Source organism: Aeromonas sp. R4-2, assembly GCF_040908295.1.
GTDB lineage: Bacteria > Pseudomonadota > Gammaproteobacteria > Enterobacterales > Aeromonadaceae > Aeromonas > Aeromonas veronii.
In genome coordinates, this window is the sequence record NZ_JBFODL010000011.1 from 156,488 (window position 1) to 175,580 (window position 19,093).

Here is a 19,093-nt window from a genome sequence, read left to right on the forward strand (position 1 = left end):
TCGCGGCCATGAGAGTCAGTCTGGGGAGCGCAATCCTGTGGGGATTGCTGATGTGGCAGAGTGCATGGGCGGCGCCAGCGGCCGAGTTGAAGCTGGTCTACTTTGACGACTTTGCCCCATATTCGTGGCGTGACGAACAGGGCAGGATGCGCGGGCTGATGATCGACGTGATGGATCGGGTGGCTGCGCAGATGGGGCTGCGGGTGCACCACGAAGGCTATCCGTGGCAACGGGCGCAAAAACTGGTGCGGATGGCGCAGGCCGATGGCTTCGTGACCATCGCAACCCGGGAGCGGCGCAGCTATACCCTGATTGTTGAAGAGCCGGTCACTACCACTGTGCTAACCATTTTTACCCAGCGCGCCCATCCCCGCATGGCGGAGTTTCAGCGAGCCAGCCGCTTGAGCGACTTCAAATCGCTTACCTTTCTCGACTATTTCGGTAACGGCTGGGGCAAGGAGAACCTGGCGGGCTTCACCGTTCATCACACCATCAATGTCGATAACGTATTCAAAATGCTGGCGGCGGGGCGGGGGGACCTGATGGTGACCGACCCACTGGTGGCACGCTTCAAACTCAACCAGCTGGGTCTCTCCGGGTTGGTGGTCGAGGTGCCGCTGCAGCTTGACTCTACCCCGTTCAATCTCTGCATCGGCAAGCACTCCCGCTTCAATACCCGGATAACCGAGTTCAACCGTGCCCTGCAACAGCTGCGACAAAGCGGCGAGCTGGCGCGTATCGTCGAACGCTATCGTTGATGCGCGGCCGCCATCTGCTGTTTGCCAACGGCGTGTCTATCTTGGCGTCATATCGGCGATGGTTGCCCAGAAGGCATCGATCAAGGGCCCCTTGCTGTGGGGCGGACGGATAAGGCCAATGGTCCAGCAGGCTTCCCCATCTCTAAGGGGCAGGGTGAGTACATCCGGGTGCTCGATGGTGGTGGAGGAGGGGACCAGGGTCCAAGCGATCTCTGCCGCCGCGGTGGCAACCCCGGCGGCGAAGTCGTTGACGTACTGGATATCGCGAAAACGCAGTCCGCTCTGGGCCAGATAGTTCATCAGGTGATCGTAAAACGACGGTGCCTTGTCCCTTCGCAGGATCGCCAGCGGCTTGTCCACCAGATCCGCCAACTCCCTCACATCGCGGTAGCTGGCGGGCAGTACGGCGACAAAGTGGGCCTCGACCACCGGCAGGGCGTGCCACCCCTTGGGGGCGGGCAGGCGGCAAAAACCGAGATCCAGCTTGCCTTCACTGAGCGCCAGCAGCTGGTGGTGGGTGGAGAGATCGTTGAGCTCGATGGTCACCTGCGGCCGCTCGGCGCGAAAACGGGCAATGGCGGCGGGCACCAGGATTTTGGTGGCCACCCCAAAGCCGATGCGCAGGGTGCCGACATTGCCCGCCAGCACGTCGCGGGCGGTGCGCGAGAGCTGCTCGCTCTGGATGACCACAGCGCGGGCATCCTCATACAGCGCCCTGCCCAGTCCGGTGAGGCGAGTGGTACTGGCGTTGCGCTCGAACAGCTCGCCGCCCAGCTCCTCCTCCAGCCGCCTTATCTGTTTGCTCAGGGCCGACTGGGTAACGTGCTGGCGTACCGCCGCCTGGCCGAAGTGCAGTACCTCCCCCAGGGTGACGAAGGCTTTCAGATCCCGTAGCTCCATCAGGGCTCCTTTCATTCCTGTTGGGAATGTTGAGTGGTCATATATGTCATTGGACGGAATTTTAGAAGTGTTGGATGCTTATGCCAATTCATTTCGGGTGCCCAGACAGGGGGCGCCGAGTTATCAGAGATGGCTGACACCATCAGCGCAGAAGGAGCAATACCAGATGCATCACCACAAGTTCAACGACTTCCCGAGCGATTTTCTGTGGGGCGCCGCCTCCGCTGCCTATCAGGTGGAGGGGGGCTGGAATGCCGATGGCAAGGGGCCCTCGGTGTGGGATCTCTTCACCAAGCTGCCGGGCAAGACCTTTGAGGGGAGCAACGGCGATGTGGCGGTGGATCACTACCACCGCATGGAAGAGGACGTGGCGCTGATGGCCGAGATGGGGCTCAAGGCTTACCGCTTCTCGGTGAGCTGGCCGCGCATCTACCCCACCGGTCTGGGGGAGGTGAACGAGGCGGGGCTGGCCTTCTACGAGAAGCTGATCGACACCCTCTTGGCACACAAGATCGAACCGGTGCTGACCCTTTATCACTGGGATCTGCCGCAGGCGCTGCAGGATGAGTACGGCGGCTGGGAAGACCGACGCATTATCGAGGATTTCGAGCGCTACTGCGTGACCCTCTATCAGCGTTTTGCCGGCAAGGTGAAGTACTGGGTCTCTCTCAACGAGCAGAACTACAACCTGACCAACGCCTATCAGCTCGGCACCCATCCGCCTGCCGTGCAGGATCGCAAGCGCTTTTTTGCCGCCAACCACATCGCGTTTCTGGCCAATGCCCGAGTGATCAAGGCGTTTCGCCAGCATGTGCCAAATGGCCTCATCGGCCCGAGCTTTGCTTACTCTCCTGCCTATCCGGCGTCGTGCGATCCGAAAGATATGCTGGCCTACGAGAACGCCGAGGAGTTCAACAACCTCTGGTGGCTGGATGCCTACTGCTTTGGCCGCTATCCGCAGGCGGCGCTCGCTTACTTGCGAGAAAACGGTGAGGCGCCGGAGATCCTGCCGGGCGATATGGAGCTGCTGCGAGAGGGGACGCCCGACTACATCGGCGTCAACTATTACTACACCCTGACCTACACTGATAACCCCTTGGGCGGTCAGACCCTGCAGCGGATCAACACCACCGGCAAGAAGGGTACTACGCCATCGAGCGGCATCCCCGGCCTCTACAAGACGGCGCCCAATCCGCACCTTGAGACCAGCAACTGGGATTGGGCCATCGACCCGACCGGGATGCGCATCGCGCTGCGTCGCCTCTCTTCCCGCTATGGCCTGCCGCTGATGATCACCGAGAACGGTCTTGGCGAGTTCGACAAGCTGGAGGCGGGCGACAAGGTGAACGATGAGTACCGCATCGATTACCTGCGCAGCCACGTCAAGGCGTGCCAGGAGGCGATGCAGGATGGGGTGGAATTGCTCGGCTACTGCGCCTGGTCGTTCACCGACATCCTGAGCTGGCTCAACGGCTACCAGAAGCGTTACGGCTTCGTCTATGTGGAGCGTGACGAGCAGGGGGGCTCCCTTCGCCGGATCAAGAAGGCGAGCTTCCACTGGTACAGCCAGGTGATTGCGAGCCAGGGCAAGCAGCTCTGACGGTTTATCGCGTCGCGTAACCAGCGGGCCCGGGCAATCCCCGGGCCCGCGCTGTTTGTGGCGGGGGAGAGGGGGCAAGCCGGTTTCTCACCGTGCGACTCATCCCTGTTTGCTGATTTTTGTCCTGCCAAAGCCGCCGACCCCTGCTATTATCTGCGGCCGAACATGAGCCAATAAAAATCAGGATATCGTGATGACTGACCACACTTTTATTCCCGGCAAGGACGCGGCGCTGGAAGACTCCATCGAACGCTTCCAGACCAAGCTGCAAGCTCTGGGCTTTGATATTGAAGAGGCCTCCTGGCTCAACCCCGTGCCGAACGTCTGGTCGGTGCATATTCGCGACAAAGAGTGCGCCCTCTGCTTCACCAACGGCAAGGGTGCCAGCAAGAAGGCGGCCCTCGCGTCTGCCCTTGGCGAATATTTCGAGCGTCTCTCCACCAACTACTTCTTCGCCGACTTCTATCTGGGCGAGCAGGTCGCCAACGGCGATTTCGTTCACTACCCGAACGAAAAGTGGTTCCCCATCGAGGGTGACCAGTTCCCGGCCGGTCTGCTCGACAGCTTCACCCGCAAGTTCTACAACCCGGACGGTGAAGTGACCGCCGACATGCTGGTGGATCTGCAGTCAAACAACGAAGAGCGCGGTATCGTCGCGCTGCCGTTCGAGCGTCAGTCCGATCACGAGACCGTCTACATCCCGATGAATATCATCGGTAACCTCTATGTCTCCAACGGCATGAGCGCTGGCAACACCAAGACTGAAGCGCGCACCCAGGCGCTCTCCGAGGTGTTCGAGCGCCACGTGAAGAACAAGATCATCGCCGAGGCCATCAGCTTGCCGCTGATCCCGGACGAGGTCATGGCCCGTTATCCGGGGATTGCCGCCTCCATCGCGGCGCTCGAAGCGGAAGGCTTCCCCATTTACAGCTTCGATGCTTCACTGGGTGGCCGCTATCCAGTCATCTGCGTTGTGCTGCTCAACCCGAGCAACGGCACCTGCTTTGCCTCCTTCGGTGCCCACCCGCGCTTCGAAGTGGCCTTCGAGCGGACCGTCACCGAGCTGCTGCAGGGCCGCGGTCTCAAGGATCTCGACGTGTTTGTGCCGCCGTCATTCGACAACGAGCAGGTGGCGGATCACCACAACCTCGAGACCCACTTCATCGACTCCTCGGGCCTCATCAGCTGGGATCTGTTCAAGCAGGATGCGGACTTCGAGTTTGCCGACTGGGACTTCCGTGGTACCTCGCAGGAGGAGTTCGATCACCTGATCGGCATCTTCCATGAGCTGGAGCAGCCGGTCTATATCGCCGACTACGAGCATCTGGGTGTCTACGCCTGCCGCATTCTGGTGCCGGGCATGTCCGACATCTATCCGGCCGAAGATCTGCTGCTGGCCAACAACAACATGGGCGCCAACCTGCGCGAAGTGATCCTGGCACTGCCATCACTGGATTGGGATGCCGAGCAGTACATGGCGTTGTTTGATCAACTGGATGAAGAGGGGCACGACGAGCGTACCCGTGTACGCGAGCTGCTGGGCATCGCCGCCGCCAAGGGTACCGCGCTGCACACCCTGCGCGTTGGCGAGCTGAAAGCCATGCTGGCGCTGGCCGCAGGTGAGCTGGAGACCGCACTGGATCTCATCGACTGGACCATGGAGTTCAACCAGTCGGTGTTCACTGCCGAGCGTGCCAGTTACTACCGAGCCCTGCGCGCTTGTGTCGAGTTGTTCCTCGATGAGGAGAGGGATCCGGAGCAGTATCGCGCCGTCTTCACTCGCATGTATGGCGAAGAGACGCTGGCACAGGCATGGGCCAACGCCAGTGGTGAAGCACGCTTCCACGGGCTGGAAGCGGCCGACCTGTCGCTCTCCCAGTTCCCGCTGCACCAGAAGCTGCTGGCGGCTTACGAGAAGCTGCAAAAGGCCAAGCGAGCCCATCACTGGGCGTGATTGTTGCTGTAAAGGAAGGGGCCGAGTGGCCCCTTCTGTTTATCGTGCGGCAAGGCACGGGATAGTTATTCAAAGATGAAATAAAAAACAAAAAATACCCCTAAGGGGGTTGATGGCAGGGCAGGGGATGTGCTGTCGATCTGCAAAGATATCTTGCCAATGCCACATTTCCATGCTCTAGAATAAATTCTTTAAAATCATTGCATTAAAAATGTGATATTTCTGTTTCAGCTGATACCTGGTGTAAAGTGGCGTAGCCATCGCACTAAAATATTTGTAGTAAAATTACATTCGCACTCTGATAAACTTGATCAATGTCAATTTTGGCTATTAGGCCCTTTGTTATGATTTCAACAGGCAAAACATTCAGGTAGAAAATAATTGAAAGCTGAATCTCCATTCGATTGTCTCAAGCCCGAAGCCATCGCTGCACTGGCTGAAGACATCACCTATGCCAAGGCTACCAAGCCGGCATACAAGGTCATTCCACTGGCCATCACCGCAGGCGCTTTCATCGCCATCGCATTTATCTTCTACATCACAGTGACGACCGGAACCGGCTCCATGCCTTGGGGTATGGCCAAGTTGGTGGGCGGTCTCTGCTTCTCTCTCGGACTTATTCTCTGTGTGCTGCTCGGTGCCGAGCTGTTCACCTCCACCACCCTGACGCTGGTGGCCAAGGCTGCCAATCGCATCAGCTGGGCTCAGCTGCTCAAGAACTGGGGTCTGGTCTACTTCGGCAACCTGATTGGCGGTCTGCTGATGGTGGCGCTGATCATCGTTTCTGCCGAGTACACGGCAGCAGACGGCCAGTGGGGCCTTAACGCCCTGAAAGTGGCCCAACACAAAATTCACCACACCTTCTTTGAAGCGGTGGCGCTGGGTATCCTCTGTAACCTGATGGTATGTCTTGCTGCCTGGATGGCCTTTGGTGCCCGCAGCGCGACTGACAAGGTAGTGGTTATGCTGCTGCCGGTTGCCATGTTCGTTGCATCAGGTTTCGAGCACAGCATCGCAAACATGTTTATGATTCCGGTTGGTATCGCTATCCACAGCGTGGCTAGTCCGGAATTTTGGCAGGCCATCGGCCAGGATCCGGCAACCTTTGCTGACCTGACCGTATCCAACTTCGTCCTACACAACCTCATCCCCGTGACCATCGGCAATATCATCGGTGGTGGCGTGATGGTTGGTCTGACTTACTGGTTTATCTTCCGTCGTCATCATTAAGGATGATTGCGGGATACTACATCAATACCGTGTGAGGTAATGAAAAATGGCAGAACTTAACGAACAGTTCCAAAAAGCATGGGAAGGCTTCGCGGCCGGTGAATGGCAGACCTCTGTCAACACCCGTGACTTCATCCAGAAGAACTACACCCCGTATGAAGGTGACGAGTCCTTCCTGGCTGGCGCGACCGAAGCGACCACCAAGCTGTGGGACAAGGTCATGGAAGGGATCAAAATCGAGAACCGCACTCATGCGCCGGTTGATTTTGATACTGACCTGCCCTCCACCATTACCGCACACGATGCCGGTTATATCGATCAGAGCCTGGAGCAGATCGTTGGTCTGCAGACTGACAAGCCGCTGAAGCGCGCCATCATCGCCAACGGCGGTATCAAGATGGTTAAAACTTCTTGTGAAGTGTACGGTCGTCAACTGGACCCGATGGTCGAGAAGATCTTCACCGAGTACCGCAAGACTCACAACCAGGGCGTGTTTGACGTTTACACCAAAGACATCCTGAACTGCCGTAAGTCTGGTGTTATCACCGGTCTGCCGGATGCCTACGGCCGTGGCCGTATCATCGGTGACTACCGTCGTGTTGCTCTGTACGGTGTTGACTTCCTGATGGCCGACAAACTGGCCCAGTTCAAGTCCCTGCAAGCTGACCTGGAAAACGGCGTCAACCTGGAAGCCACCATCCGTCTGCGCGAAGAGATCTCCGAGCAGCACCGTGCCCTGGCACAGATGAAGGTGATGGCTGCCAAGTACGGTTGCGATATCTCCGTACCGGCCAAGAACGCTAAAGAAGCCGTACAGTGGACCTACTTCGCCTACCTGGCGGCAGTCAAGTCCCAGAACGGTGCAGCCATGTCCTTCGGTCGTACCTCCAGCTTCCTGGATATCTACATCGAGCGTGACCTGCAGAAAGGCCTGATCACCGAGCAAGAAGCCCAGGAGCTGATGGACCACATGGTCATGAAGCTGCGTATGGTTCGCTTCCTGCGTACTCCGGAATACGATTCACTGTTCTCCGGCGACCCGATGTGGGCGACCGAGACCCTGGCTGGTATGGGCGTTGACGGCCGTACTCTGGTCACCAAGAACAGCTTCCGTATGCTGAACACCCTGTACACCATGGGCCCGTCCCCTGAGCCGAACCTGACCATCCTGTGGTCCGAGAAGCTGCCGGTCGGTTTCAAAAAGTACTGTGCCAAGGTATCCATCGAGACCTCTTCCGTTCAGTACGAGAACGACGATCTGATGCGTCCGGATTTCAACAACGATGACTACGCCATCGCTTGCTGTGTATCCCCGATGATCGTTGGTAAGCAGATGCAGTTCTTCGGTGCTCGTGCCAACCTGGCCAAGACCATGCTGTATGCAATCAACGGTGGTATGGACGAGAAGCTCAAGATCCAGGTCGGTCCGAAAACCGAGATGGTCAAGTCCGAGTACCTCGACTACAACGACGTAATGGATCGTCTGGACCACTTCATGGATTGGCTGGCCAAGCAATACGTTGCTGCGCTGAACATCATCCACTACATGCACGACAAGTACAGCTACGAAGCCTCTCTGATGGCGCTGCACGACCGTGACGTATATCGCACCATGGCGTGTGGTATCGCTGGTCTGTCCGTAGCCGCTGACTCCCTGTCTGCCATCAAGTACGCCAAGGTCAAGCCGATTCGTGACGAAGATGGCGTTGCCATCGACTTCGAAATCGAAGGCGAATACCCGCAGTTCGGTAACAACGACGCTCGCGTCGATGATATCGCCTGTGACCTGGTTGAGCGCTTCATGAAGAAGATTCAGAAGCTGAACACCTACCGTGGTGCTGTTGCTACCCAGTCTGTTCTGACCATCACCTCCAACGTGGTATATGGCAAGAAGACCGGTAACACCCCGGATGGCCGTCGTGCTGGTGCTCCGTTCGGCCCGGGTGCAAACCCGATGCACGGTCGTGACCAGAAAGGTGCTGTTGCTTCCCTGACTTCCGTAGCCAAGCTGCCGTTCGCTTATGCTAAAGATGGTATCTCCTATACCTTCTCCATCGTTCCGAACGCACTGGGTAAAGATATGGAAGCCCAGAAAGCCAACCTGGCTGGCCTGATGGACGGTTACTTCCACCACGAATCCAACGTAGAGGGTGGTCAGCACCTGAACGTTAACGTGATGAACCGTGAAATGCTGCTGGACGCCATGGAAAACCCGGAGAAATATCCGCAGTTGACCATCCGCGTATCCGGTTATGCCGTTCGCTTCAACTCTTTGACCAAAGAGCAACAGCAAGACGTCATCACCCGTACCTTCACCGCTTCTCTGTAATCGAGACGTAGTGAGCAAAAACCGGCGCCAAGGCGCCGGTTTTTTTATGCGTGTGATTCAGGGGAGTAGGCTTACATCCAGTTCCATCGTAATCACAACATGTATGGAGATGGTATTCACCTGACAGTTGTCATGGGGTATTTGAACAGGGCTATGGCGCAGGTGTTCATCAGGGTTGAACTTGGCACAGCCTGTAATGCGATAACGCGTTATTCACGCTCTAAGGGAATAGGGCGATTGCTTTGCCTGCCATTGCATCAATGTTGCTATGGCCTGTGGAACAGGCTTATCAGGTTTAAGGGGGGAAGAGAGACTCCATCGTGGGTATAAAGCAATACCCGTAAGCCTGTGACTATGGAATTATTCTCTGCCTCTGCCTCTGCCTCTGCCTCTGCCTCTGCCTCTGCCTCTGCCTCTGCCTCTGCCTCTGCCTCTGCCTCTGCCTCTGCCTCTGCCTCTGCCTCTATCTCTCTCAATGCGCAGCTGGGAGGTGTCTGGTTTAGCCAGCCAGATATGTGTGTGGCTCAAGCCAACCAAACTACAAACCCTGCTTGCAGAAACAACAAGGGCTGCACATTGTGCAGCCCTTGCCTCTGGATAATAGCGGGTTGAGCGTGTCAGCTGGCCCAGGTGATGATGTGATCGATCCATTCACCCGCCTGATCCTCGTGAATGACTTTGCCACGGACGGATTGACCTGCCTGATGCATCGCGGAACGACTGCCGGTCAGCAGAGGATGCCACTCTGGAAGAGCGTCACCTTCAGACAGCAGGCGATATGCGCAGGTTGAGGGGAGCCAGTCATATTCGGCGATCTTGTCATGGGTGATCTGCAGACAGTCAGGCTCTTTTTTGAAACGATTGGCGTAATCAGAGCACTGACAGGTCTTGGTGTTAAGCAAATTGCAGGCGACATTGGTGAAAACCAGTTCGTCGGTATCTTCATCGATCAGCTTGTTGAGGCAGCATTTTCCGCAACCATCGCAGAGGGATTCCCATTCGGATTCAGTCATCTGCTGCAGACTCTTGGTCTGCCAAAAGGGGGCTTGCATCATACCGCTCACTTATTACACCTGATAAAACGCGTGGTTATACCCCTTGTTACCCGGTATTTCAAGGAGAGGGTCACTCCGGTGGGCAAATTGTCGTGATCAGCTCAAATGAATGCAATGACTTTCAGCCTCATCATATTGCTCAAACGGGTTCGCTGGTGGGCAGGAAGTCCCGCAGGTTTGAATACTTGGGCTACATGATTGTCCAGTTCAGGTTTTTTTTCTGCTTCTTTATCCGTTACATCTTTTGATGTTTGTCTGCTTGCAGCAAGCAGGGTCAAATGATCTCCGATGCCTACCGTCAGGCTGTTGCAAGCTTGTCTTTCAAATAAAGCCGCTGGTCACATATTGTTTGCGCCCTGCTGTCACTGCGACCCGCGGGAGAGCCTGCGTAGGCGTTCGTTTTTTGTCTTAATGATTGAGATAGATATCTTGCTCTGCATAGGCCAGCAGAGGTGTGCCGAGGTTAGTCCGTTTCGTGCCAAAGAAGCGGGTGAGTACGCCAGATTGCTGTCCCAGTCGCTGCAGCTTGACGTGATCCAGCTCGATCTGCTCGGGTAGCCAGGTAAATACGGCGGCGCAGTGACCATTGCCCAGACTGCGCTCCAGGGTTTGCTGCCAGTTCTTGATTTTGGGGCTATGTACCACCAGCACTCTCTTGGGATCTATACCTCGCTCTTCCAGACGGCTGACTGTGGGGCGTCCCGGCGGGGCGATCAACAAGATCCAGCCGGTATGAGCCTCCCCAAGCTTGGTCAGCTCGCTCAGAAACTGATCATCAGACTGGATAGTCACACCATAATGAGCCAACTCCGCTTTGCAGGCGGTTCTGGTTGGCCAGGGCTTGCTCATGACACGATTCATCGCAAAGGGCAGTGAGTGCAGGGGCTGGTTCATATATGGGGTTCCTGTATGAATATCCAAGCTGTATGTGTATACAGTAGTTCTATCCTGTGGCAGTGACAAGGTGTTTTTGCTGAAAAATGTGATGGTGTTGGCATGTGTCGTTAGTAAGGTTATGTTTTTAAACACTATTTAATATAAAGCTGGTTGGGTGTTTTTCGTACTATGGACAAACCTTGCGTAACCGCCCATGGTTATACAGGTCATTTACAGGAGGTGCCGCCATGGATATCAGTACCTTGCAACGTCTTGATGCCAACATCTTGCTGGGCATCATCAATGAGAAGCTAAGGCTTGAGTGTGACGGGTTGGAGGAGCTGCTGGCCTATTACGATATGAGTGAAGAGCAGTTGGCAGGACGTCTGGATCAGATTGGGTACCATTACGATCCATTGAGCAATCAGTTCAAAGCACATCTTTAAGGGTGCAATGATTGCTTCATATTTATACGGTAATTTTTCAGGCACATTGAAACCGGTTTCAATGTGCCGTCTTGCTGCCTATTTTCAGGGATTTTCAAGGCTTGGCAATCTCTGAAAACCTATTCATGCCAGAATATTTTTATTGTTTCATTAAGTTTATGATAATAAAGGGAATGTTTGTTTTTGTGCGATCAATTAAAGGAAAGGGTTTTCAAGCTTTTCAGGCTGTTTTTATCGGTTAAAGTGTGACTTGCGTTAACTTTTAATTCTGCCGCTTTAGTTAGTATTCTCACGCCGGTACATATTTTGAGATAACAACAGCGCCGGTCCCGCAAGCGGGATAACAATTTTATTTGTAACGAAGGAATATGGTTTATGGCTACCAAGAAGAAGACAGACCAGGATCTCCAACTGGATAAAGATCAGCTCAAGGCGAGTATCGTGCGTCACCTGCGTTCTACCTTGGGAACAAGCGAACAGAAAGCCTCTCCCGAAGCGTGGTGGAAAGCCACTGCTGCGGCTGTCAATGAACAGGTGTACGAGCGCCTGACCCGCACTCAGCAGACTCATTTCAAGAAAGATACTCGTGCGATTCACTATCTCTCTGCTGAATTCCTGATGGGACGATTGACTTCCAACAACCTGCACAACCTCTCCCTCTACAAGACTTGCGAAGAGGCGCTGGGCGAACTCGGTCTGGAACTGACCGACCTGTGCGAACAAGAGCCGGACATGGCACTTGGCAACGGCGGCCTGGGTCGTCTGGCTGCCTGCTTTATCGACTCGCTGGCCACTCTGAACTATCCGGCTGTTGGTTACGGTATCCACTACGAACACGGTCTGTTCCGTCAGGAAATCCAGGATGGCCGCCAGATCGAGCGTCCGGACTCCTGGCGTGAATATGGCAACCCCTGGGAGATCTGCCGCCCCGAGTCGGTGCAAGAAGTGCCGCTCTATGGCTACGTCGAGACCGTGTTTGGTGACAATGGCAGCCTGAAGAAGGTATGGCACGCCGGTCGCAAGATTAAAGGGGTGCCTTGGGATATTCCGGTGGTCGGTTTTGGCGGTCACACCGTCAACATCCTGCGTTTGTGGGAATCCCGCGCCTCCGAGTTTTTCGACTGGGACGTGTTCAACGCCGGTGGTTACATCGACTCCCAGGCTGAGAAAGCCCAGGCCGAGACCATCTCCAAGGTGCTGTATCCGAACGATGAGACCGATGCAGGTAAAGAGCTGCGTCTGATCCAGCAGTACTTCTTCTGTGCTTGCTCCATCAAGGACATCATGCGCCGCTACAAGCGGGTCCATGGCAGTGACTTCAGCAACTTTGCCGCGCAAATTGCTATTCAGCTCAACGATACTCACCCGACTGTCGCCATCCCGGAACTGATGCGGGTGCTGGTTGACGAGGAAGATCTGAACTGGGATGCCGCTTGGGCTATCTGCTATCAGGTCTTCTCTTATACCAACCACACTCTGCTGCCGGAAGCGCTGGAGAAGTGGTCGGTCAGCCTGTTCGAGAAAGTACTGCCTCGCCATCTGGAGGTGATTTACGAGATCAACGCACGCTTCCTGAACGAGCTTGTAGAGCCCAAGTGGCCGGGCAACGATGCTATCAAAGCCAAGCTCTCCATCATCGAAGAGGGAGATGTGCGCAAGGTTCGCATGGGCAACCTGTGCGTGATCGGTTCGTCCAAAGTGAACGGTGTGGCCGAGATCCACTCCAAGCTGGTGAAGGAAGATCTCTTCCCCGAGTATGCCGAGCTGTGGCCGGAAAAAATGTGCAACGTGACCAACGGGGTGACCCCGCGTCGCTGGCTGCTGGCGTGCAACCCGGAACTGGCTGCACTCTATAACGAGGTGGTGGGCAAGGAGTGGCCGCTGCAGCTGGACAAGCTGCGTGGTGTCGTGAAGTTTGCCGACGACAAAGCGTTCCAGAAGCAGTTTATGACCATCAAGCGTCACAACAAAGAGAAGCTGGTCAAAGTCATCAAGGCGGAAACCGGCATTGATGTCAGCGCCGAGGCAATCTTCGATGTCCAGATCAAGCGTCTGCACGAGTACAAACGTCAGCAGCTGAACCTTATCCACATCATGGCGCTCTACCGTCGTCTGCTGGCCAACCCGGACTATGACATGCATCCGCGCGTGTTCATTTTCGGCTCCAAAGCGGCACCGGGTTACAAGCTGGCCAAAGACATCATCTATGCCATCAACAAGTTGGCGGATCGGGTCAACAATGACGCCCGTATTCAGGGCAAGTTGAAAGTGGTGTTCATGCCGAACTACCGCGTGAGCCTGGCCGAGAAGCTGATTCCGGCGGCTGATGTCTCCGAGCAGATCTCTACTGCTGGCTATGAAGCGTCCGGTACCGGCAACATGAAGATGGCCCTCAACGGTGCCATCACCATCGGTACTCTGGACGGCGCCAACATCGAGATCGCAGAAGAGGCCGGTGCTGAAAACTGCGCCATCTTCGGTCTGAACGTGGACGAGGTGAAGGCCCTGAAAGGCCGCGGTTACAACCCGTATGACTTCTACTATGCGAACTCAGAGCTGAAAGCTGTGCTGGACTGGTTTGACACCGACTACTTTACTCCGGGGCGTCCGGGTGAGCTGGCTTCCATCAAGCGCTCCTTGCTGGAAGGGGGTGACCCTTACCTGACACTGGCGGACTTCCAGTCCTACTCCGATGCGCACAAGCTGATCGACACCTGGTATCGCGATCCGGCGTTGTGGGCTAAGAAGGCCATCATCAACTCGGCCACCATGGGTAAGTTCAACTCAGACCGTTCCATCCAGGACTATGTGGATCGGATCTGGGCTCTGAAGGCCTGCAACATCGGCTAATCGGATTCATAAATGAGAAAACCCCCGCAATGCGGGGGTTTTTGTTTATTGGGGGGAGGTGGTTCAGAGGATATCGCCAACGAAGTAGGCCAGCAGGGCGAGCAACACGGTAAAGACCACGTTCAGAGCCATACCGGCTTTCATCATCTCCCTCTGGCGGATGTGGCCACTGGCAAAGACGATGGCATTGGGCGGCGTGGCGACCGGCAGCATAAAGGCACAGGAGGCACCGATAGCGATCAACACCGACATCACCACAGGTGATACACCCAGCGCCTCGGCGACACCGGCAAACAGGGGAACCAACAGCGCGGCGGTGGCGGTGTTGGAGACCAGCTCGGTCAGGAACACCACGAAGGCGGCCAGCATAAGCAATACGACAAAAATGTTGGCGTTGGAGAGCACGGCCGACAAATGGCTGGCCAGGAATGCGCTGGTACCAGTGGCCTTGAGAATGGCGCTCAGAGTCAGACCGCCGCCAAACAGCATCAGCACGCCCCAGTCGGTGTTCTGGTTGACGTCATCCCAGCTGGCGACACGGCTGACCACGATGGCTACGATGGCGCCCATGGCAATCAGGGTGTCGAGTTGCGGAATACCGCCAAAGGCGTTGGAGATGGGTTGTGAGCCGATCCAGAGCACAACGGTGGTCAGGAAGATTGCCAGCGTCACTTTCCGCTCGCGGGTCCAGTTGATGGTGACATCCTGGATCTCGACGCGGTGGCTGAGACGCGGGCGGGTTACCAGATAGAGCAGGGCAATGCCGCAGGGCATCAGGATCAGCACTACTGGAACACCGAATTTCATCCAGTCAGTGAAGCCAATCCCCATCTGGGCTGCTGCGATGGCGTTGGGTGGGCTACCCACCAGGGTACCGATGCCACCGATACTGGCGCTGTAGGCGATCCCCAGCAATACGAAGACGAAGGTGGCGCGCTCTTTTTTGCTATCGAGGCGTGCCAGCATACCGATCGCCAGTGGCAGCATCATGGCGGTGGTAGCGGTGTTGCTGATCCACATCGACATGGCGGCTGTGATGGTAAAGAGCAGGATGACGCCCCAACCCAGATGACCATTGGCTAGGTGCATCACCTTGCCTGCCATCAGGGTATCCAGTCCCTGTTTGGAGAGGGCTGCCGCGAGGGCGAAACCGCCAAAAAAGAGGAACAGGATCGGGTTGGCAAAATCGGTGAGGGATTTGCTCATGTCAAACACCCCGAGCACGGTAGCCAGCAGGGGTACCAGCAGCGCGGTGATGGTGACGTGCAGTGCTTCGGTCAGCCAGAGGATGGCGATAAAGACCAGAATGCCCAGCCCCTTGTTGACCATGGGGTCAAACGGGAGCCAGGCGAGCATGGCACAAAGTAGCAAGACATCCAGGATGACGATCCCTGATTTGATGTCCAGCCAGCGAGATGGAGCAGAGGGTACAGCTGATGTGTGCATAATGTTCTCTCGGTTAATTTATGGTTGTTTTTGTGTTGCCGAGGTTACATCCATTCACTTGTTTGAAACAGACTCACATGTTGAAAATCAGCCTCTACTCACATACTCATTGATAAAAATGAGGAAATGAACACATAAATAAAACATGTGCGAAATATAAATCAAACATCCATGAACTGTTCCAGCCATTGCTTGAACATGCTCTTGGGCAAGGAGCCATTTATCTGGTTCACCAGTTTGCCCTGTTGGAAGACCATCAGGGTGGGGATGCTGCGAATGGCGTAACGGGCGGCAATGGTGCTCTGTTGCTCGGTATCGACTTTGGCAAAGCGCATCCGTGGTTCGAGTTCATGGGCAACCTCATGAAATACCGGAGCAAACTGCTGGCAGGGGCCGCACCAGCTGGCCCAGAAATCGACCACGACCGGGATGTCTGAGTTGATCAGGGTATCGAAGTTATCCGCATTCCCGAGGCAAGGGGTCTGGCTGAACAGGAGGGCTTTGCAGCGCCCGCATTTGGCAGATGTATCGATATGGGTAACGGGCAGGCGGTTCCTGGTAAAGCAGTGGCTACAATAAGTAGTGATAAATGACATAATTGGTTCCTTCTAAATCAGCTCTGGCCGGGGATATGATGAAAAGCCAGAATGAAGCAATCGCGAAACAATAGCGAAATATCAGAGCAATAACGGTAACACAGTGCCCAGCGGGAGTGGATAATTCCCCCTGGGTTCATTGCCTGACCGGATAATTCAGCGACCACCAGATGAGAGTCGAGACGGGATGAATAAAGGATCACGGAAAAACCGTGCTGTGCCAGGGCTGATTGTTGCCCTGCTGCTTGCCTTTTCGGGCTACTGCTGGCAGTCGCTCAGTCAGCAGCAGCAGGCCCACAACCTGAACGAAGCGGCCGAGGTGGTGCTGAACAGGATCAACGCCGATACCCTCTATCTGCTTGGGCGGGAGCAGGCCAATGACAGCAATGTCCAGCAGCGCCTGAACCAGTTATCCATCACCCTTGACGGTTTTGTACGGGAAGTCAGAAGCGATCCCGAGCTGGTGCAAGACGACCTTTCCCAGGCTCTGCTTGATGACATGGACAACTATCTGATGGCGCTGGCCAGGCTTCATGCCATTGAGATGGCTATCGAGTACCTCAATGCGCCCCTGCAGGCCCAGATTAAAAAGGTGCGGGGGATAAGCCCGTCAGACAGTGCTCTCCATCGCGACCTGGAGGAGTTGGCGCAACTGAGCAACTATCTGCAGCGCAGTTGGGACAAACGTGAACAGACTACGCTGGACCAGCTGCAACAGCAGTTGCAATCCCGTTATGGCAACTTGCCGGAGATCGCCACCCTGATCCGCCTGAGCAAGGAGATGAGCCAGCAGGTGATTGCTTATCACACCTTGCGTTACCAGCTCATCGACATGCATGTGATCGAGAGTCTGGTGCGCTGGAAACTCGACAAGCTGGAGCGCGCCTCCTCTTTGATGAACCGCTTCTATCTGATGGTGCTGTGCGGGGCTTTGATCTGCTTTGCGCTGGTGGCCTTCACCCTGTGGCGCCGCAACCAGAAGCTGAGCGAGTTGTCGCGCCAGACCGGCTTGCTGGCTCAGGCCAAAAGCGATTTTCTGGCCAACATGAGCCATGAGATCCGCACCCCCATGAATGCCATCATAGGTTTTAGCTCGCTGGCACTGCAGACTGAACTGGATCAACAACAGCGGGACTATTTGGGCAAGATCAAATCCTCATCCGATACCCTGCTGCTGCTGATCAACGACATCCTTGATTTGACCAAGGTGGAGTCAGGCAAGCTGACGTTGGAGGAGATCGACTTCGATCTCAGCGAGCAGCTCGATTCGCTGGCGGGCATGTTTGCCGATCTGGCGGAGCGCAAACACGTGGAAGTGGTTATTCGCAAGTCACCGGAAGTGCCGGTCTTCTTGCGTGGGGATCCCTTGCGATTGGGACAAGTGCTGGTCAATCTGGTGAACAACGCCATCAAGTTTACCGAACGCGGTGAAGTCGAAGTCTGCATCGAGCTGGCCAATCCTCACCCAATGCGGATCCGCTTCAGTGTGCGCGATACCGGCATCGGTATTGCCGAAGAGAAGCAGACCCAACTGTTTCAGGCGTTTACCCAGCTGGAGGCGGGCAATACCCGAAAATATGGCGGCTCGGGACTCGGGCTCAATATCTCCCAGCGGCTGGTGGAGCTGATGGGGGGGCGGATCACCGTAGAGAGCAAGCCTGGCGTCGGCTCTCTGTTCAAGTTCGATATTCCGATGGCGCAGGCGGTCTACGGCGTGGCTGGACGGAAAGTCTTCTTCGAAAACCAGCCGCTGGTGATGGTGATGGATGACAACGAACTGGTGCTGGATCTGGCCCGGGACATTCTGACTCGGGCGGGAGTGCGAGTGCTGCCGGTTAACTCCCTTTCCCGCGCCCGTCAGCTGCTCCGTGAAGAGGGACCGAATCTGCGGTTGGCGATCCTCGACTGGCGCATGGGTCAGGAGGATGGGCTCGATCTGGCGCTGGAGATGTATCAGCACAGCCAGTGGCGGCGGATCCCCATCCTGATGATCAGCGCCTGGGCCAGAGAGGGGCTGCACGCCCGGATGGACAGCATGGGGCTGACCCATTTTCTGCCCAAACCGATGACCGAAAATGCCCTGCTGGCCAAGGTGGACGAACTGCTCAACGGCAGCTCTTACGAGCTCAACCTGCGCAAGGCCGAGGCACAGGGGGATCAGCAACACTTCAAATCCCTGTTGCAGGGTACCCGAGTGCTGTTGGCGGAAGACAACCGGGTCAATCAGCAGCTCATCATCGAGTATCTGCGGCGCGTCGATGCGGTGGTGTGTGTGGTCAGCAATGGTCGGGAGGCGGTGGAGCGGGTCGCCGAGCAGCCTTTTGACGTGATCCTGATGGATTTGCAGATGCCGGTGCTGGACGGACTCGATGCCACCCGCCAGATCCGCAAGATGGTCGACAAACACGATGTGCCCATCATTGCCCTCACCGCCAGCGCTATGCCCGGTGACAAGGAGCGTTGCCTGGGGGTGGGGATGAATGGCTATGTTACCAAGCCGGTGAGCAAGCTGGATCTCTACAACAACCTGCTGCAGTGGGTAAAGCCGCAAGGGGTGGAGCAGGCGGGGATCATGGAGGTGAAACCGCCGGATATGATCGGGATCCTCGATCTGCAGGATGCCCTCAAGCGGCTGGAGCAGGACAAGGAGGCATTGCAGATCCTGTTCAAGCTGTTCATGTCGGAGCACAAGGACGATCTGTGGGAGATCCGCTCTGCCCTGCGCCGTCAGCAGCCCGAGGTGGCCAGCAAGCTGCTGCACACCCTCAAGGGGGTGTCTGCCAATATCTCGGCGGCCCGTCTGCAATTGGTGGCTGGCGAGCTGGAGTGGCGCCTGCGGCAAAACGAGGTGCTAAGCGAGACGGATCTGGAGCAGTTGCAACAGGTGTTCAGCCAGACCCGGGAAGAGGTGTCACACTTCCTGTTGACCGGTGAGCAGCATGAAAATTCGTATAATCCCTATTCATCAGGGGATGATCGCATGTCACAGTGAATTAAATAGTAATTATTCTCAACCATCCCGGTTCGGGATATGATGAGCTTTCGTTCGAATC

The 19,093-nt window shown here is 56.0% G+C and carries 14 protein-coding genes; 8 read left to right on the forward strand and 6 right to left on the reverse strand.

Features of this window, described 5'->3' with window-relative positions:
- Nucleotides 1–8 precede the first annotated feature (8 nt).
- Nucleotides 9–758, forward strand: coding sequence for a transporter substrate-binding domain-containing protein (locus AB5Y99_RS08045; RefSeq protein ID WP_317113431.1), 750 nt, complete (start codon nucleotides 9–11; stop codon nucleotides 756–758).
- A 36-nt stretch (nucleotides 759–794) separates the two neighbouring features.
- Here the strand turns inward: AB5Y99_RS08045 and AB5Y99_RS08050 are convergent, their stop codons facing one another.
- Nucleotides 795–1,658 carry a LysR family transcriptional regulator gene (locus AB5Y99_RS08050; protein ID WP_021231364.1) on the reverse strand — a complete coding sequence of 288 codons (864 nt, stop codon included), beginning with the start codon at nucleotides 1,656–1,658 and terminating at the stop codon, nucleotides 795–797.
- Between the two features lie 166 nt (nucleotides 1,659–1,824).
- On the opposite strand from AB5Y99_RS08050, the gene AB5Y99_RS08055 reads away from it, so the two are divergent.
- The 4 genes from AB5Y99_RS08055 (at nucleotide 1,825) to pflB (ending at nucleotide 8,771) form a co-directional block, all read left to right on the forward strand.
- Nucleotides 1,825–3,258, forward strand: coding sequence for a glycoside hydrolase family 1 protein (locus tag AB5Y99_RS08055; RefSeq protein WP_368209338.1), 1,434 nt, complete (start codon nucleotides 1,825–1,827; stop codon nucleotides 3,256–3,258).
- 193 nt (nucleotides 3,259–3,451) lie between these two features.
- Nucleotides 3,452–5,212: a 30S ribosomal protein S12 methylthiotransferase accessory factor YcaO gene (gene ycaO / locus AB5Y99_RS08060; protein ID WP_201948314.1), complete on the forward strand. Its 1,761-nt coding sequence runs from the start codon at nucleotides 3,452–3,454 to the stop codon at nucleotides 5,210–5,212.
- Between the two features lie 381 nt (nucleotides 5,213–5,593).
- Nucleotides 5,594–6,442 (forward strand): formate transporter FocA, encoded by an 849-nt coding sequence (focA, locus tag AB5Y99_RS08065; protein ID WP_005333620.1) that lies wholly within the window; start codon nucleotides 5,594–5,596, stop codon nucleotides 6,440–6,442.
- 46 nt (nucleotides 6,443–6,488) lie between these two features.
- The gene (pflB, locus tag AB5Y99_RS08070) at nucleotides 6,489–8,771 is read left to right on the forward strand and encodes a formate C-acetyltransferase (protein WP_005352571.1); all 2,283 of its coding nucleotides are present in this window, start codon (nucleotides 6,489–6,491) and stop codon (nucleotides 8,769–8,771) included.
- 617 nt (nucleotides 8,772–9,388) lie between these two features.
- On the opposite strand, the gene AB5Y99_RS08075 is transcribed toward pflB, so the two are convergent.
- From AB5Y99_RS08075 to AB5Y99_RS08085, 3 genes are all read right to left on the reverse strand, one after another.
- Nucleotides 9,389–9,823 (reverse strand): YcgN family cysteine cluster protein, encoded by a 435-nt coding sequence (locus AB5Y99_RS08075; protein ID WP_005352569.1) that lies wholly within the window; start codon nucleotides 9,821–9,823, stop codon nucleotides 9,389–9,391.
- Nucleotides 9,824–9,927: 104 nt separating this feature from the next.
- Nucleotides 9,928–10,104: a hypothetical protein gene (locus tag AB5Y99_RS08080; RefSeq protein WP_160320551.1), complete on the reverse strand. Its 177-nt coding sequence runs from the start codon at nucleotides 10,102–10,104 to the stop codon at nucleotides 9,928–9,930.
- Nucleotides 10,105–10,234: 130 nt separating this feature from the next.
- The gene (locus AB5Y99_RS08085; protein ID WP_058058737.1) at nucleotides 10,235–10,720 is read right to left on the reverse strand and encodes a hypothetical protein; all 486 of its coding nucleotides are present in this window, start codon (nucleotides 10,718–10,720) and stop codon (nucleotides 10,235–10,237) included.
- A 230-nt stretch (nucleotides 10,721–10,950) separates the two neighbouring features.
- Between AB5Y99_RS08085 and AB5Y99_RS08090 the strand changes: the two genes are divergently transcribed.
- A complete protein-coding gene (locus tag AB5Y99_RS08090; RefSeq protein ID WP_005333612.1) occupies nucleotides 10,951–11,148 on the forward strand; it encodes a DUF4250 domain-containing protein in 198 nt (65 codons plus the stop codon).
- A gap of 375 nt (nucleotides 11,149–11,523) precedes the next feature.
- A complete protein-coding gene (locus AB5Y99_RS08095; protein ID WP_216950658.1) occupies nucleotides 11,524–13,998 on the forward strand; it encodes a glycogen/starch/alpha-glucan phosphorylase in 2,475 nt (824 codons plus the stop codon).
- Between the two features lie 63 nt (nucleotides 13,999–14,061).
- Here AB5Y99_RS08095 and AB5Y99_RS08100 read toward each other — a convergent pair whose 3' ends face one another.
- Both AB5Y99_RS08100 and trxC read right to left on the reverse strand, forming a co-directional pair.
- Nucleotides 14,062–15,444, reverse strand: coding sequence for a DASS family sodium-coupled anion symporter (locus tag AB5Y99_RS08100; protein ID WP_005333606.1), 1,383 nt, complete (start codon nucleotides 15,442–15,444; stop codon nucleotides 14,062–14,064).
- Between the two features lie 161 nt (nucleotides 15,445–15,605).
- Nucleotides 15,606–16,040: a thioredoxin TrxC gene (gene trxC, locus AB5Y99_RS08105; protein ID WP_005352560.1), complete on the reverse strand. Its 435-nt coding sequence runs from the start codon at nucleotides 16,038–16,040 to the stop codon at nucleotides 15,606–15,608.
- A 187-nt stretch (nucleotides 16,041–16,227) separates the two neighbouring features.
- Here trxC and AB5Y99_RS08110 point away from each other — a divergent pair, with 187 nt between their 5' ends.
- Nucleotides 16,228–19,032 carry a response regulator gene (locus tag AB5Y99_RS08110; protein ID WP_043824350.1) on the forward strand — a complete coding sequence of 935 codons (2,805 nt, stop codon included), beginning with the start codon at nucleotides 16,228–16,230 and terminating at the stop codon, nucleotides 19,030–19,032.
- Nucleotides 19,033–19,093: the final 61 nt, after the last annotated feature.

What these genes read in the sequence shown, in the direction of transcription:
- trxC (WP_005352560.1), bottom strand. Translation starts at nt 16,040, where the DNA reads ATGTCATTTATCACTACTTATTGTAGCCACTGCTTTACCAGGAACCGC.
- AB5Y99_RS08075 (WP_005352569.1), bottom strand. Translation starts at nt 9,823, where the DNA reads ATGCAAGCCCCCTTTTGGCAGACCAAGAGTCTGCAGCAGATGACTGAA.
- AB5Y99_RS08110 (WP_043824350.1), top strand. Translation starts at nt 16,228, where the DNA reads ATGAATAAAGGATCACGGAAAAACCGTGCTGTGCCAGGGCTGATTGTT.
- ycaO (WP_201948314.1), top strand. Translation starts at nt 3,452, where the DNA reads ATGACTGACCACACTTTTATTCCCGGCAAGGACGCGGCGCTGGAAGAC.
- AB5Y99_RS08100 (WP_005333606.1), bottom strand. Translation starts at nt 15,444, where the DNA reads ATGCACACATCAGCTGTACCCTCTGCTCCATCTCGCTGGCTGGACATC.
- AB5Y99_RS08090 (WP_005333612.1), top strand. Translation starts at nt 10,951, where the DNA reads ATGGATATCAGTACCTTGCAACGTCTTGATGCCAACATCTTGCTGGGC.
- AB5Y99_RS08045 (WP_317113431.1), top strand. Translation starts at nt 9, where the DNA reads ATGAGAGTCAGTCTGGGGAGCGCAATCCTGTGGGGATTGCTGATGTGG.
- AB5Y99_RS08095 (WP_216950658.1), top strand. Translation starts at nt 11,524, where the DNA reads ATGGCTACCAAGAAGAAGACAGACCAGGATCTCCAACTGGATAAAGAT.
- pflB (WP_005352571.1), top strand. Translation starts at nt 6,489, where the DNA reads ATGGCAGAACTTAACGAACAGTTCCAAAAAGCATGGGAAGGCTTCGCG.
- AB5Y99_RS08050 (WP_021231364.1), bottom strand. Translation starts at nt 1,658, where the DNA reads ATGGAGCTACGGGATCTGAAAGCCTTCGTCACCCTGGGGGAGGTACTG.
- AB5Y99_RS08055 (WP_368209338.1), top strand. Translation starts at nt 1,825, where the DNA reads ATGCATCACCACAAGTTCAACGACTTCCCGAGCGATTTTCTGTGGGGC.
- AB5Y99_RS08085 (WP_058058737.1), bottom strand. Translation starts at nt 10,720, where the DNA reads ATGAACCAGCCCCTGCACTCACTGCCCTTTGCGATGAATCGTGTCATG.